15 protein-coding genes are annotated in these 15,649 nt (G+C 47.7%); 14 read left to right on the forward strand and 1 reads right to left on the reverse strand.

The features are described from left to right. Positions 1–231 precede the first annotated feature (231 nt). Positions 232–591, forward strand: coding sequence for a hypothetical protein (locus tag PH235_RS14180; RefSeq protein ID WP_272162921.1), 360 nt, complete (start codon positions 232–234; stop codon positions 589–591). A 70-nt stretch (positions 592–661) separates the two neighbouring features. On the opposite strand, the gene PH235_RS14185 is transcribed toward PH235_RS14180, so the two are convergent. Next, the gene (locus PH235_RS14185) at positions 662–1,192 is read right to left on the reverse strand and encodes an HD domain-containing protein (RefSeq protein WP_443080893.1); all 531 of its coding nucleotides are present in this window, start codon (positions 1,190–1,192) and stop codon (positions 662–664) included. 238 nt (positions 1,193–1,430) lie between these two features. Between PH235_RS14185 and PH235_RS14190 the strand changes: the two genes are divergently transcribed. The 13 genes from PH235_RS14190 (at position 1,431) to nspC (ending at position 15,484) form a co-directional block, all read left to right on the forward strand. After that, on the forward strand, positions 1,431–2,261 hold the full coding sequence (locus PH235_RS14190) for an aminotransferase class IV (protein ID WP_272162923.1): 831 nt from the start codon (positions 1,431–1,433) through the stop codon (positions 2,259–2,261). A 130-nt stretch (positions 2,262–2,391) separates the two neighbouring features. Continuing rightward, on the forward strand, positions 2,392–3,384 hold the full coding sequence (locus PH235_RS14195; RefSeq protein WP_272162924.1) for a biotin--[acetyl-CoA-carboxylase] ligase: 993 nt from the start codon (positions 2,392–2,394) through the stop codon (positions 3,382–3,384). Position 3,385: 1 nt separating this feature from the next. Continuing rightward, positions 3,386–3,913 carry a biotin transporter BioY gene (locus tag PH235_RS14200; protein ID WP_160117108.1) on the forward strand — a complete coding sequence of 176 codons (528 nt, stop codon included), beginning with the start codon at positions 3,386–3,388 and terminating at the stop codon, positions 3,911–3,913. Positions 3,914–4,217: 304 nt separating this feature from the next. Further along, positions 4,218–4,775: an NADPH-dependent FMN reductase gene (locus PH235_RS14205; RefSeq protein WP_272162925.1), complete on the forward strand. Its 558-nt coding sequence runs from the start codon at positions 4,218–4,220 to the stop codon at positions 4,773–4,775. Between the two features lie 202 nt (positions 4,776–4,977). Next, on the forward strand, positions 4,978–5,664 hold the full coding sequence (locus tag PH235_RS14210) for a DUF554 domain-containing protein (RefSeq protein WP_272162926.1): 687 nt from the start codon (positions 4,978–4,980) through the stop codon (positions 5,662–5,664). Between the two features lie 102 nt (positions 5,665–5,766). Further along, entirely contained in the window at positions 5,767–6,342 is a 576-nt protein-coding gene (locus PH235_RS14215) for an SOS response-associated peptidase (RefSeq protein WP_272162927.1), read from the forward strand. Positions 6,343–6,612: 270 nt separating this feature from the next. Next, positions 6,613–7,611: an ABC transporter substrate-binding protein gene (locus PH235_RS14220; RefSeq protein WP_272162932.1), complete on the forward strand. Its 999-nt coding sequence runs from the start codon at positions 6,613–6,615 to the stop codon at positions 7,609–7,611. Positions 7,612–8,274: 663 nt separating this feature from the next. Continuing rightward, positions 8,275–9,831 carry a 2-isopropylmalate synthase gene (locus PH235_RS14225; RefSeq protein ID WP_272162928.1) on the forward strand — a complete coding sequence of 519 codons (1,557 nt, stop codon included), beginning with the start codon at positions 8,275–8,277 and terminating at the stop codon, positions 9,829–9,831. Positions 9,832–9,848: 17 nt separating this feature from the next. After that, complete coding sequence (gene leuB / locus PH235_RS14230; protein WP_272162929.1) at positions 9,849–10,895, forward strand: 3-isopropylmalate dehydrogenase; 1,047 nt, start codon at positions 9,849–9,851, stop codon at positions 10,893–10,895. Positions 10,896–10,910: 15 nt separating this feature from the next. Then, entirely contained in the window at positions 10,911–12,299 is a 1,389-nt protein-coding gene (gene leuC / locus PH235_RS14235) for a 3-isopropylmalate dehydratase large subunit (RefSeq protein ID WP_272162930.1), read from the forward strand. Further along, on the forward strand, positions 12,286–12,873 hold the full coding sequence (gene leuD, locus PH235_RS14240; RefSeq protein WP_107995036.1) for a 3-isopropylmalate dehydratase small subunit: 588 nt from the start codon (positions 12,286–12,288) through the stop codon (positions 12,871–12,873). The genes leuC and leuD overlap by 14 nt, the downstream gene beginning before the upstream one ends. 250 nt (positions 12,874–13,123) lie before the next feature. Then, positions 13,124–14,335: a saccharopine dehydrogenase family protein gene (locus PH235_RS14245; protein WP_272162931.1), complete on the forward strand. Its 1,212-nt coding sequence runs from the start codon at positions 13,124–13,126 to the stop codon at positions 14,333–14,335. 21 nt (positions 14,336–14,356) lie between these two features. After that, on the forward strand, positions 14,357–15,484 hold the full coding sequence (gene nspC, locus PH235_RS14250; RefSeq protein WP_272162933.1) for a carboxynorspermidine decarboxylase: 1,128 nt from the start codon (positions 14,357–14,359) through the stop codon (positions 15,482–15,484). Positions 15,485–15,649: the final 165 nt, after the last annotated feature.

Genomic DNA, 15,649 nt, shown 5'->3' on the forward strand with positions numbered 1-15,649 from the left:
GAGAAATGTATCCTGAGTACTATAAAAGTACCCACGGAGTGGAATACAAACTGTCAGATTATCAAAAAAAATAATACAACTACACAAAAAAAGGCATCGGGATGGTTTTTCCCCGATGCTTTTCTTATGCGACACTCCTATACTTACAATCGCAACCACGCGTACCTTGTGAGGATTCGCCTACTGATATAGAATAAGGAGGACCTATTCAGCGAAAGGAGGGGAAAGTTTATGAAAATAAAGCAGTACAGTGAGTTCTTATTTTATATTCCGTTGACGCTGCTGATGATAGCTGACTTCTTTCCGGACTCCTATCTGTCCAATGGCATTGTGATGAAAGTGAATATCGGGTTGTCGGTCGCGTTGTTCGTTCTGTCCATCGTTCTGAAACGATCCCGGAATGTCGATGATGTTGAAAAAATCAACGGGCAAATTTTTGCACTGGTCTATCTGTTGTCCTTGATGGCATTGTTGACGCTGCTCGGTGGGGCCTCACAATCAGGATTCGGGTTCGACAATGTGGTTGTTTGGTTTGTGGTGCTCATCTCGATCGCGGAAATCATCTCAAAAAAGAAAAAAATGAGTCACTGAAAAAAGAAAGAAGCCCAAGAGGAATTCCGACAAAGCGGAAGTTCTCTTGGGCTTCTTTTTATGTTTACAATTAAATGTTGATGTTCAGGTTTACCGGACTCAATTTGGAAACCAGATTGCGAAGACGGGATCCTGCGATTTCTTTGATCGGTTCGACGACCTCTCTGATCGCGACATATTTGTCCACGTAGGTTACGACAAAACTTTCTTTGTAACGCGGCAGACCGCAACGGCTCACCAGGAACATATGCTTGAGGATGATGTCGCGCTCCAATGAGCTGATTTCAGTGATTCGGCAAGCATTTTCGCAAGCGATTTTCGGATGGGCATCTGCATGGGCACCGATATTCAACTGGGCCACACCAATGCGATCTTCGTGGAAGAAGTCGTGCAACAAACCGGCACGTGCAGTGGATCGGGCATCCAGATTCCATTTTTTTGCAAGCTGGTAACTCTTATAGGATACGCGGATCGAATGCTCCAAACGATTGGTGAAGTGGTGATGGGTAATGGTCTCCATGTGCAATAATTCTTCGTGATAAATGAGATCTTCGACCAAAGTGACATATTCAACATCATTTTTCCAATGGGATTGTGGCATCTGCATGCTTATTCTATCATCCTTTGTGTAAGTAGTTGTGTTCGTATTTTTCATGATGCCCATACTATACACCCACAACAGAAAAAAAGGAAGGGACTCGTTGTGTTTTTCTTCACTTTTACTAATTTTTAAATAGTTTGTCATTTGGCTGTCACATCCGCTGTTTTACGAATTGGCGTGTACTTTTCGGGATTCCGGAGTAGAATAGGGAATATAAGAACGGGAAGGAGCGTCGAATATGGAAAAAGTGGAAGGGCCGTATTACTTATTGAACGATGATCTTGTCAAAAATACTGACGGCGAAAGCTATCCGGAATTTGAAGGCCGGACGGTATACGAAGTCATCCGTGTCGAGGATGGGATTGCGATATTTTTGGAGGATCATCTGGATCGTTTTTTCCGGTCCGCTGCTTATCTGGATCTGCCGCTGCCAACTACGGCGGAATCCATCGAGGACCGCGTCTATCGCCTGATAGCCGCCAATCAGGTGGGGAATCAGAACCTTAAGTTCATCCTTGGGAAAACGTCAAAAAGCGAAAGCGTTTTGTGGATCTTTTTCACCCAGAGCATCTACCCGCCAAAAAGCTATTATGAAGAGGGCATCGCGACGAGCCTATTCCGTATCGAACGGTTGGATCCGAACATCAAGCTTGTCCGTTCGGATTATCAGAAAACTGTGCTGCAGGAACGGGCGGATAAAGACGTTTATGAGCTGCTGCTTGTGGATGGGAATGAGGAAATCACGGAAGGCAGCCGCACGAATGTCTTTTTTGTGAAAGGAAAAGAATTGTACACGCCCCCTGCAAACGCGGTACTTCTGGGAATCGTCCGCAAGAAAGTGTTCGAAATATGTGAAAAAAGGCATATTCCGATCAACGAGACGACCATCCCGGTCGAGTGGGTCAAGGATGCTGGAGGAGCCTTCGTTTCCGGAACCGGCAATAACGTGCTGCCGATAGCGAAAATCGGGACGGTTGCGATTCCGACGATGAACAATCCGATAGTGAAGACGATCATGGCGGATTATGCCGAAATGGTCAGCGTGTATAAGGAAGCAAAGAAACACTAAAAAAACATTGTTACCCATTTTGTTAGACGGGTTGACAAGGGGCCGGCGAGCGGTTAAACTGAATACAGCATTGAGACCATCACTTCGGTTCAAGTGGTGGTTTTTTTATAGAAGAGAATGGAGGGAAAGGATGTCAACAAAGGAGAAAGTCCTGCAGTTTCTGGAGCAGCATAAAGGCGAAAGCATTTCCGGCCAAGATTTGGCTGATCAATTGGAAGTATCCAGAACATCCGTATGGAAAGCAATCAATGGCCTGAAAAAAGAAGGCTATCAGATAGAAGCAACGACGAATAAAGGGTATCAATTGTCAGTCGAAACCGATTTGTTGTCGGAGGCCGCCATCGTGCCTCTGCTATCGGGAGCGCTGAAAGATCACCGGATCATTGCGCACAAAACGATCGATTCGACCAACCTGGAGGCCAAACGCATCGTCAACGAAGAAGCGACCTTCGAAGGCGTGATCTTATCGGAAGAACAGACAAAGGGCAGAGGGCGCTTGGGTAGAGTTTTCCACTCACCGAGCGAATCAGGCCTGTACATGAGTTTGGTTTTGAAGCCGGTTGCTGATCTGGATAACGCCACTTTGATCACGACTGCCGCCGCTGTGGCCGTCTGTCAGGCAATCGAAACATTGACAGGAAAAGAACCGCAGATCAAATGGGTGAATGATATCTTCCTGGATGGCAGGAAAGTCTGCGGCATCCTGACTGAAGGGATCATGGATATGGAATCGCGGACAATCGGAACGATCATTTTAGGGATCGGACTGAACTTCCGGGCGCCTGAAACGGATTTTCCTGATGAAATCCAGTCGATCGCCGGCACGCTGTTCGATTCAAAAAATGCCGTGGTGACACGAAACCAAATGGCTGCCGAAATACTCAACCGTTTTTACGTCCTTTACCCTGATTTGGCATCCCGTTCCTACCTGGACGAGTACCGCAAACGTTGCTTCGTCTTGGGTGAACAAGTCACTTTCCCGCAAGGAAGCGAAACGATCGAAGCCAACGCGATCGCAATCGACGACGATGGCGGACTAGTTGTAGCATTGCCCAATGGGGAAACGAAAACCCTGACCTATGGCGAAATCAGCATCAAAATCAAAAAGAGAGAAGGAAAATAAAATGAAATTATCAACAAGAGATTTGACCCAAATCAGCATATTCGCGGCTTTGACGTTCGTGAGCGGCTTCCTGAGCATCCCCGTCGGCCCCGTTCCGATCACTTTGCAGACACTTATGGTGCTGCTGACCGGCTTCTTCTTGCGTCCGAAAGCGGCCTTTTTTGCGCAACTGCTGCCTTTATTACTGAAATTATTGCTTGGAGGATTCCAAGCCTTTTTGACTCCTAGCTTCGGGTTTGTGTTTGGATTTATTGCGGCGGCTACTTTGATCTCCTATCTCGTGCATAATAAAGAAGGAAGCTTCTTGAATTATGGGATTTCCGCTGTTGCCGGCACGATCGTCATGTACGCAATCGGTTTGCCTTACATGGCGATGATCCTGAATGTTGTCATGGGCAATCAATTCGACTTGGCCGCAATTTTCCAGATGGGCATGTTGTTATTCATTCCAGGGGACATCGCCAAAGCCGTGTTGGCCATCATCCTGGCTGATCGTTTAAAAGGTCGTGTGCGCGTATTCCAGCATTGATTTAGGTTTTTGCAAAAAAAAAAACGATTCAAAAGCATCCAAAACCGCTGTCTGACGGGGGGGATGCTTTTTTTTTGAAAAATATCTCGAATTCGTGAATATATAACTTGAAATACATCCTGGGATGTGGCATAATGATATCAAGCTTACGAAATGTAAGAGAGATGAAGGTGAGTCCTTCATTGAAAAACAAGTGCATGGAGGAAAAAAATTGGAAAACACATCTATAATATCTCGAATTAGTAATGCTTTATTTGGAAGTAAAAATACAACAACAACAACAGACGAAAAGGGGAAAACAACTATGAAAATCGGAATTATCTCAGGAAGCGTTCGTGAAGGAAGAAACTCAGCAGCAGTATCAGAATGGATCCATGAATTTGCAGAAAAACGCAATGACGGCGGCATCGAATACGAAATCGTAGCTTTAGCAAATTATGACTTGCCTTTGTTGGGCGCTAAATTACCGGAAGACCGTCAAGCAGCAGCTGGCGCAGCGATCCAAGCTTGGTCAGAAAAAATGGCTTCATTCGATGGATACGTGTTTGTGACACCTGAATACAACCATGCAGTCGGTGGCGCTTTGAAAAATGCGTTGGATTTCCTGAAGCCTGAAGTTGCCGATAAAGCAGCCGGATTTGTAGGATACGGAAGCTTGGGCGGGGCCCGCGCACACGAAAACATGCGCGTCATCCTAGGCGAATTGAGCGTAGCAACAGTGCACGCAACCGTGAACTTCTCATTGATGACTGATTTCGAGAACATGAGCAATTTTGTGCCGAACGATTATCATGCGGGCAATGCGACAGCGATGATTGATGAATTGATCAAATGGTCCGGAGCATTGAAAACAATCCGTTAATAGTATAGAAGAACAAGAATGATGAGGGGAGGCCGCCATGCGCACATGGCGGCCTTTTCGTATTTCCGGAGACCGGTATCATTCACCTTTCATCCATTGATTTTCTGAAAGCGAGCGTCTATACTGAAGCGTACTGAGCTTGCAAGCAAGCATTCGAATCAAGTGATCAGCATATACGAAAAAAGCAATCGGAGGAGATAAAGTGGTTTTGTTGGGAAGTTTGGTCAATAGCGCTGCCATCGTTTTGGGAGGCAGCATCGGTCTGGTATTGAAGAAAGGTTTATCGGATAGGTTAGCCAACGCGGTGATGAACGCTTTGGCGCTCTGCGTATTATATATTGGTGTCAGTGGCATGTTGAAAGGCGAAAATGTTTTGATCACCATTCTGTCGATGGTTGCTGGTACTTTGGTCGGCGATGGACTCCAGTTGGATAAAAAAATCAATCAGCTCGGGGACACAATCGAGAAGATGGTTGCTTCACCCAACGAAGGGGTTTCGGTTTCAAAAGGTTTTGTGACGGCAAGTCTATTGTTCTGTGTGGGTGCGATGGCGATTGTCGGGGCTTTGCAGAGCGGTCTGACCGGAAACCATGATACGCTTTTCGCGAAGTCGCTGATCGACGGCATCGCAGCCATCGTGATGGCATCCAGCCTGGGCATCGGCGTGCTGCTTTCAGCCGGTCTGATCCTCGTTTATGAAGGCGGCATTTCGCTTTTCGCCAATATCCTTGCGCCGCTTCTGACGGATTCTGTGATCAACGAAATGACCTGCGTGGGCTCTCTTTTGATTGTCGGCCTGGCACTCAACATGTTGAAGCTGACTGATCTGAAAATCATGAATTATGCGCCTGCAGTCTTTTTCCCGATCCTTTTCGGATTTTTTATGTGAATAATGAAAAAGACGTTCCCCGGCGGACGTCTTTTTTGTATAACGCTTCTGTCTCCCTTATAATCGGTATCAAGGAAAGCCAAACGGAGAGGAGACAGAACTATGTGCGGACGTTATGCGCTGGAAGCGACAAAGAGGGAACTGTGGGAAAGGTACTTGTTGGGGGAAATGAAAGAGGATGTCGAAGAGCGCGCGGAAATATTCCCGACCAACAGCACACCGCTGATAGTGCTGGGCAACGAGCTTGTTCACCACAAATGGGGATTTATTGAGCCTTTCGCTAAGCGTCCTTTGATCAATGCCCGAGCAGAGACAATACTCGAAAAGCCGACGTTCAGCCAGCCTTTCCGGACAGCGCGTTGTCTCGTGCCGGCGACTGCATTTTTTGAATGGGAGAAAGTCGGCGAAGAAAAGTTGAAACGAAAAATTGCCGTAGCGGATATCCCAATTTTTTCGATGGCAGGTATCATGAAAACTTATCAGGATGAAAACGGAAAACCTTTTACAGTTTTTTCCATCATCACCACGGCCGCCAACGACCAGATGCGTGCCATCCACGATCGCATGCCGGTGATACTGGAACCTGAAGATGAAGCCTTTTATCTGGATCAGAAGGCCGATCCGAAATTGGTTTGGAAGTTGCTGAAGCCGACAGAGCATCACTTGCTGATCCAATGACGAAAAGACATTCCGGAAAATGAGAATGCCCTCATCCGAATTTAATTTAATCGTTGACATCCTTATTTAATTCTTATAAACTGAAAGCAAATAACTAATGTGCTAGGAGGATTTATGCAAACGCAAACAAAAGTGCCGCAGTCCCATCATCAGTAAAAGCCCATTTGGATAATTCTATCTGAATGGGCTTTTTCGTACTAGGGACTAGCGATTGATTGCATAATCAGTTCTCGCACAATTTAAAAAATAGGGGGAAATGAAATGATTGGAATGGATTGGAAAAAGAAAGTAGCGACAACATTGGCACTGACTTCCGCTTTATTGCTTGGTGCATGCGCCGGCGGTACAGAAGAAGCAACGGATTCTTCCGCAGCAAGTTCAACAGCATCAGCGGATGCTGTGCACATCGGGATCCTGCAAATCCTTGAGCACGAATCATTATCGGCTGCACGCACAGGTTTCTTGGAAGTTTTGGAGGAAGCCGGTTATGTAGAAGGCGACAATCTGATTGTGGATTACCAAAATGCCCAGGGTGACCAAGCCAACCTGCAGAGTATGGCTGAGCGTCTAGCCGGCAGCAATGACCTGATTTTAGCGATCTCGACACCAGCCTCACAAGCAATAGCGAATGCTGAAAAAGAAAATGCGGTCCTGTTCACTGCCGTAACCGATCCGATTGATGCAGGACTTGTGACAAGCGCAGAAGAGCCGGGTGCAAACATCACCGGAACAAGCGATCAGAGCCCGATGGATCAGCAGATACAACTGTTGTTGTCGATCGTACCTACTGCGGAAACAGTCGGTATCATCTTTAACTCCAGCGAAATGAATTCCATCGTTCAGAGCGACCAAGCGAAAGCATTGTTGGAAGCGGCAGGCGTGAATGTCGAAATCATGACCGTTACCTCTACCAATGACGTCCAACAAGTGATGGAGTCATTGGTCCAAAAAGTCGATGCGATCTACATCCCAACGGACAATACCTTATCCAGCACGATGGCTACAGTCGGCCAAATCGCTATGGAAGCCAAAATCCCGGTCATTCCTGGCGCAACCGAAATGGTTGAAGCTGGCGGATTGGCTACTTACGGAATCGACTTCAAGGAATTAGGCCGTCAAACTGGCGAAATGGCTTTGCAGATTCTGGAAGAAGGCAAGCTTCCTTCCGAATTGCCTGTCCAATTCCCTGAGACACTGCAATTGGTCATAAATGAAGAGATGGCTGAAGCGCTGGGCATCGATCCAGACAGCATCAAATTACCGGAATAAGTTATCCATTAAAAACGAGGTTGCCCCACTAAAAGTGCGGCGGCCTCGTTTTTAGTGTGCTGCCCGAGATTATATCGCTCTGCTCCGGGGACGGAGGCCTCGCCGGAGTTGGGCTAACATTTTGAGTTGCCTCCTCCGATAAGCGAGGCTTCGTCGGAGGAGAAGCCGAAAGTTACCGGCGATCTCCGGTGAAAAGGGCCTAACCGGAGCTGCGGGACCGCATGCAGTCAATTGCAGTCCACCACAGCCCACCGCGCTCCTCCGGTTCCGTGATGAGTCACATGATTTTGTAAGGAAATAGCAAAAGGGGTTGACAAAAGAAGCCGCTTTGCATAAAATGAGAATACGATAATAAAACTTAACGAAAAATTAGAAGGCTACAAAAAAAGAGGAGGGGATCGTCATGGAAGATGCAAACGTATCAGCTAACGTAATCATGGGGACAACCCCTTCTTATAACGGCTTATTATTATAGCAGGGCTTGGACACTGGAATATCAGTCGTTTGAGCCCTGCTTGGCATTGACAAATAATGGGGCTGAAGCGATTATTTATTGACCTTCGAAATGCATCCATTATTTGTGGATGCATTTTTTTTCGAAAATTTACTCTTATGATTCTTTAATGAAACCAATAAACGAAAAATGAACCGGAGGAAAAGACCATGACCGAAAAACAGTACATTCAATTCTTTGATACGACCCTGCGCGATGGGGAACAGACACCTGGTGTGAACTTCAATACGAAGGAAAAGGTGCAGATTGCCTTGCAGATGGAAAAATGGGGGATCGATGTTATTGAAGCAGGTTTCCCGATCTCTTCAGAAGGCGACTTTGAAGCAGTAAAGGCGATTGCCGGTGCCGTCAAAAACATGACGGTAGCAGGTCTTGCCCGCTGTAACGAAAAGGACATCGATGCTGCCTACGATGCTTTGAGGGATGCAGTCGATCCACAGATCCATATTTTCATCGCGACCAGCCCCATCCACATGGAATTCAAACTGAAAATGAGCAAAGAAGAAGTATTGGCCTCTGTTGCACACCATGTGGCTTACGCCAAATCAAAATTCGAAAAAGTCCAGTTCTCTCCGGAAGATGCGACCCGAAGCGATTGGGACTTCCTGGTTGAAGTCATCAACCTGGCCATCGAAAAGGGCGCAACAGTCATAAATATCCCTGATACGGTTGGCTACACCAATCCGACCGAGTTCGGTAACCTGTTCAAATACCTGAAGCAAAACGTAACTCGCTTTGATGACGTCATCTTCTCCTCCCATTGCCATGACGATCTGGGCATGGCAACGGCTAATGCTTTGGCCGCAGTCGAAAATGGCGCTCTTCGGGTAGAAGGAACCATCAACGGAATCGGAGAACGCGCAGGGAATACGGCTCTGGAAGAAGTTGCGGTCGCTCTTCATATCCGCAAAAACTATTATGAAAAAGAAACCGGTATGGTCCTGAAGGAAACGAAGCGCACAAGCGATTTGGTCAGCCGCCTTTCCGGCATGCCGATTCCGCGCAACAAAGCCGTCATCGGTGGCAACGCCTACGCACACGAATCCGGTATCCATCAGGATGGTGTGCTGAAGAATCCGGAAACCTACGAAATCATCACGCCGCAATTGGTCGGTGTGGAGCACAATTCGTTGCCGTTGGGTAAACTTTCCGGCCGTCACGCTTTTGTGGATCGGATTGCGCAAATGGGCTATGAAATCAGCGACCCGGCAGAAATCAAAATATTGTTCGCCCGTTTCAAAGAACTGGCTGACAAGAAGAAGAACGTGACCGAAGAGGATATCCATGCATTGATGGTCGGCAAATCGATCGAGGACGAATCAGCCTACGAGTTGAAACGCCTGCAAGTGCAGTTTGTGAAGGATGGCATTCAAGGGGCAATCGTCGGCATCCAGGACAAGCGCAATAAAGATGCGAAGATGCAGGATTCCGCAACCGGATCAGGAAGCATCGAAGCCATCTACAACACCATCAACCGCATCCTGGATCAAGAAATCATTTTGAAGGAATACAATATCGAAGCCATCACGGGCGGAAAAGATGCACAAGCAGAGGTGCACGTGGTCGTGGAGGATGAGGACGGCAAGAGCTATAACGGCACAGGCATCGACTTCGACGTCCTGACGGCATCAGCGAAAGCGTATATCCAAGCCAGCGGTAAAGCAAAAAATAAACAGACAATAGAAAAAGTATCAGCACATTTCTGATGAGGGGGAAAAGTAAGATGAATTATACGATTGCAGCATTGCCCGGAGATGGCATTGGACCAGAGATAATGGAAAGTGGATTGACATTGCTGGAAACACTCGGCAAAAAATTTCAGCATGAATTCAACGTGACGGTTTACCCATTCGGAGGAGCCGGCATCGATGAGACCGGCGATCCGATTCCACCGCAAACAATCAAAGGCTGTTCCGAAGCTGATGCGATCCTATTGGCCGCAATCGGCGGACCGAAATGGGAAAATGCCGAGAAAACGCCGGAAGATGGCCTGTTGCAATTGCGTAAGACTTTGGGACTTTTCTCGAACATCCGCCCGATCGCAGTGAGCGACAGCATCGCCCACCTGTCCCCATTGAAGACGGAACGCGTTAAAGGCACTGACTTCATCGTTGTCCGCGAATTGACGGGCGGTTTGTACTTCGGCCAGCCGAAGCACTGGAATGACGAAGAAGCGACAGATACGCTCTTCTATAAGAAGAGCGAAATCGATCGGATTGTCCGCCAAGCTTTTGACATCGCGATGACGCGCGGCAAAAAACTGACTTCCGTCGATAAAGCGAACGTATTGGCCAGCAGCAAACTGTGGCGCAAAACAGTCAATGAAATCGCAACGGAGTACCCGGAAGTTACCGTCGATCATTTGTACGTCGATGCGGCTTCGATGAAAATCATCCAGGACCCTACTGCATTCGATGTCATCGTTACCGAAAACATGTTCGGGGACATTCTTAGCGACGAAGCATCGGTCATCACAGGCTCATTGGGGATGCTGCCTTCCGGAAGCCATGCGGTGTCCGGTCCATCCTTATATGAACCGATTCATGGATCCGCACCGGACATCGCGGGAAAAAATATCGCGAATCCGATGTCGATGATCCTGTCCGTTGCCATGATGCTGCGCCAAAGCTTCCAGCTTCATGAAGAGGCGGATGCGCTTGAAAAAGCGGCTTCCGAGGTGATGGATGCCGGTTTCCTGACGGCTGATTTGGGCGGAACGACTACAACGACAGCATTTACTGAACAAGTGAAAGCCATTTTGGAAAAGTGAAGGGGAGTACACAGTATGAGCAGAACACTTTTTGATAAACTTTGGGACAGACACGTTATTACAGGACCAGAAGGTGAACCACAATTGTTGTATGTGGATCTGCACCTGATCCATGAAGTCACTTCACCACAAGGCTTCGATGGCTTGCGCGAAACCAACCGCCCAGTCCGACGTCCTGACAAAACGATCGCAACGGTCGACCACAATGTGCCGACGGAAGATATCTTCAACATCAAGGATCTGATTTCGAAGAAACAGATTGAAGCGCTGCAGAAGAATTGCGAAGAATTCAACATCCCATTGATGGACATCGGAACAGCCAATCAAGGCATTGTGCACATGGTTGGACCGGAATTGGGCGCAACCCAACCAGGGAAGATTGTCGTCTGCGGAGATTCGCATACGGCTACACATGGCGCTTTCGGAGCGATGGCATTCGGTATCGGCAGCTCGGAAGTGGAGCATGTTTTTGCAACGCAGTCGATTTGGCAGAAGAAACCGAAGTCGATGGGCGTCAAGATCACCGGCAAATTGCCTGCAGGCGTCTATGCGAAAGATATCATTTTGCATCTGATTGCGACCTACGGGACAGCCTTCGGGAGCGGCTATGCGATTGAATTCTACGGGGATACTGTGGAAGCCTTGACGATGGAGGAACGGATGACGATCTGTAATATGTCCATCGAATTCGGTGCCAAAATCGGCATGATGGCGCCCGACCAGACAACCTATGACTACCTTCGCGGCCGCCGTTATGCACCGGAAAACATGGAGAAAGCCATTGCCGATTGGGAAACGCTGAAGAGCGATCCTGATGCTGTCTATGACACTGACATCGCTATCGATGTTTCCGACTTGGCACCTTATGTAACGTGGGGAACAAACCCAGGCATGGGCGTGCAATTCGGTGAGAAATTCCCTGAAATCCAGGACAAGAATGACGAGCGCGCTTACAACTACATGGATCTGCAACCCGGCCAGACGGCTGAAGAGATTCCATTGGGCTTTGTCTTCATCGGCTCATGTACGAATGCGCGTCTGTCCGATCTGATTGAAGCAGCGAAGTACGTCAAAGGCGGAAAAGTGCCTGCTCACATCCAGGCTATGGTCGTTCCGGGCAGCCGGACAGTCCGTGACGCTGCAGCGGAGTTGGGATTGGACAAAATTTTCATCGATGCAGGATTTGAATGGCGCGAACCAGGCTGCTCGGCTTGTTTGGGGATGAACCCGGATAAAGTGCCTGCAGGGGTACACTGTGCCTCAACCTCCAACCGTAACTTTGAAGGCCGTCAAGGAAAGGGTTCACGGACGCATTTGGTCAGCCCAGCCATGGCAGGCGCTGCAGCAGTGAACGGTAAATTTGTGGACATCAGAAAGGAAGCAGTGACTTATGGAGCCAATTAAAGTACATAACGGTAAAACCGTTGCCTTGATGAACAACAACATCGACACCGACCAAATCATCCCGAAAGTATTCCTGAAACGGATCGAAAAAACGGGCTTCGGCGCTTTCGTTTTTGATGAATGGCGTTTCCTGAAAAACGGCGACCCGAATCCAGAGTTCCCTTTGAACGATGCCGACCGCCAAGAAGCAACGATCCTTGTGACCGGAGATAACTTCGGCTGCGGCTCTTCCCGTGAACATGCCGCTTGGGCATTGAAGGATTACCGTTTCCGCGTCATCATCGCCGGCAGTTACAGCGATATCTTCTATATGAACTCTTTGAAGAACGGTCTGTTGTTGATTGAGTTGCCGCAGGACCAACGTGATGCTTTGGCGCAAGTGCCGGCGGATGAAACCATCCAGATCGATTTGCCGAATCAAGTGGTCAGAACCAGCACTGCCGAGTATCCGTTTGCTATCGATCCGACTTGGAAGCACAAATTGGAAAACGGCATCGACGACATCACAGAAACGATGGCCTATAAAGATGAGATTGATGCGTATGAAGCAAAATGGGACAATATTTACGCATAATCTAAGAAGCGAGAAATTTCCTTCAATTGGAGGGAAATTCTCGCTTGTTTTTTTTATTTAAGGTAAGATGGAGTTGCGCCAAGGTCTGTCAAATATGACGATATGTTGTCGTTGTCGCTAAAAAAACATTATCCTATACTGCTTTATGTTATAATATCTTGTCTGTCGTTAAGCCCCGATTTGAGGATATCTGCAGAAAAAGGCCCGCAGGATGGATGAATGAATTTTCCCTACAGGAGGAATGAATAAGATGAGTAGAGCTTTAATTATTGGTGCCGGTGGCGTTTCCAACGTCGTATGCCATAAATGTGCCCAAAATTCAGAAGTGTTCGAAGAATTTATGATTGCCAGTCGTACAAAGTCAAAATGCGATGAAATCAAAGATCGGATCGAAAGCGGCATTTATGCTGGGCGTTCCAAAATCACGACTGCCCAAGTGGATGCGAACAATGTTCCTGAATTAGTGGCGCTGATCAATGAATACAAACCGGATATCGTGATTAATGTGGCTTTGCCATACCAAGACTTGACCATCATGGATGCCTGTCTTGAAACAAAAACTGATTATGTCGACACAGCGAACTATGAACCGGAAGATACAGCTAAATTTGAATACAAATGGCAATGGGATTACCGCGAGCGTTTCGAAAAAGCCGGCATCACCGCTTTGTTGGGGTCAGGCTTTGACCCGGGCGTAACAAGCGTATTCTCTGCCTATGCCCAAAAACACCATTTCGACGAAATCCATACGATCGATATCCTGGACTGCAACGGCGGAGACCATGGTTATCCTTTCGCAACCAACTTCAATCCGGAGATCAACATCCGCGAAGTGACCGCCAACGGCAGCTACTGGGAAGACGGTAAATGGATCGAAACGGAACCGATGGAAATCAAGCGCGAGTACAATTTCGATCAAGTCGGCAAGAAGGACATGTACTTGCTTCACCATGAAGAAATCGAATCTTTGGCTTTGAACATCAAAGGCATCAAACGCATCCGTTTCTTCATGACTTTCGGCGAAAGCTATCTGACGCATTTGAAAGTGTTGGAGAACGTCGGCATGACGTCCATCGTGCCGATCGAATTCGAAGGCAAACAAATCGTGCCGTTGCAATTCCTGAAAGCCGTCTTGCCTGATCCTGCTTCATTGGGACCGCGCACTAAAGGTAAAACGAACATCGGTAACATCTTCACCGGCATCAAGGACGGAAAAGAAAAGACATACTACATCTACAACGTCTGCGACCATGAAGCATGCTACAAGGAAGTCGGCTCGCAAGCCGTTTCCTACACAACCGGCGTCCCTGCGATGATCGGGGCAGCTATGGTCTTGACCGGACAATGGAAAAAACCAGGTGTGTACAACATCGAAGAATTCAATCCGGATCCATTCATGGAAGCATTGAACGTCTATGGCTTGCCTTGGCAAGAGGACTTCAATCCTACCTTGGTCGATTAGGAGGCTGAAATGGACACGACAATCGATTTTCAAGCCTTGCCGACACCCAGCTATGTGGTGGATGAAACCTTATTGCGCCGCAATCTGGAAATCCTGAAATCGGTCAAGGATCAGACGGGCTGCAAGATTTTGTTGGCCCAGAAAGCTTTTTCGATGTATCATTTCTACCCTTTGGTCGCGGAGTATCTGGACGGCACGACCGCCAGCTCTGTACACGAAGCACAATTGGGTCATGAGGAATTCGGCAAGGAGACACATGTCTTTGCGCCGGCTTTCAAAAAGGAAGAAATGGAGGCGTTGCTCCCGATAGTGGATCACATCGTCTTCAATTCCCCTAACCAAGTGAAGTTGTACGCCGAAATGGTTAAGAACAGCGATCGACCGATCGAAATCGGGCTGCGCGTCAATCCGGAGCTGTCCACCCAGGACCATGCACTCTATGACCCAGCCAGTCCGTTTTCCCGTTTGGGCACGACTGCTGTCAATTTCGATGAAAGCCAAGTTGAATTGTTGGACGGTCTGCATTTCCACACCCTTTGCGAACAGGGTTCCGATGCCTTGGAAGCGACACTGGTCGCATTCGAAGAGAAATTCGGGAAATACCTGCATGGCATGAAATGGGTGAACTTCGGAGGCGGACACCACATCACCAAAGAAGGCTACGACATCGCCAAATTGGTGAAAGTCGTCAACCATATCAAAGAGAAATATGACGTGCAAGTCTATCTTGAGCCTGGCGAAGCGATCGCATTGAATGCGGGCTTCCTCGTTGCGAGTGTGTTGGAAACTACCTACAACCAGATGAATCTGGCCATCTTGGATACATCCGCGACTTGCCACATGCCTGACGTATTGGAAATGCCATACCGTCCGTTCATCATCGGTTCAGGCGAAGCGGATGAGAAGGCGCACACATACCGTTTGGGTGGGCAGACTTGTCTTGCCGGCGACGTCATCGGGGATTATTCCTTCGATGAGCCGCTTCAGCCCGGCGATCGCCTGATTTTCACGGATATGGCAATCTATTCCATGGTCAAGAACACGACATTCAACGGCATCCAACTGCCGGCCATCGCTGCCCATACGGTCAAAGACGGCACGAAAGTCATCAAGACCTTCGGATACGAAGATTTCAAATCACGACTGTAAAAGTTTTTGAATAGTGGAGCTGTCTCTGATGAGACAGCTTTTTTGTATTATAGGAAAGTATAAAATTTTTCAGCTGTGGAATGTGATGATAGCACATGTTCCACAGTTTTTGTTTTGGTTTCACAGTGGTAAAATAGAAGTATGAATCAGAATATTCTCCATACC

It is taken from the genome of Trichococcus sp. K1Tr (assembly GCF_028309625.1).
Taxonomy (GTDB): Bacteria; Bacillota; Bacilli; order Lactobacillales; family Aerococcaceae; genus Trichococcus.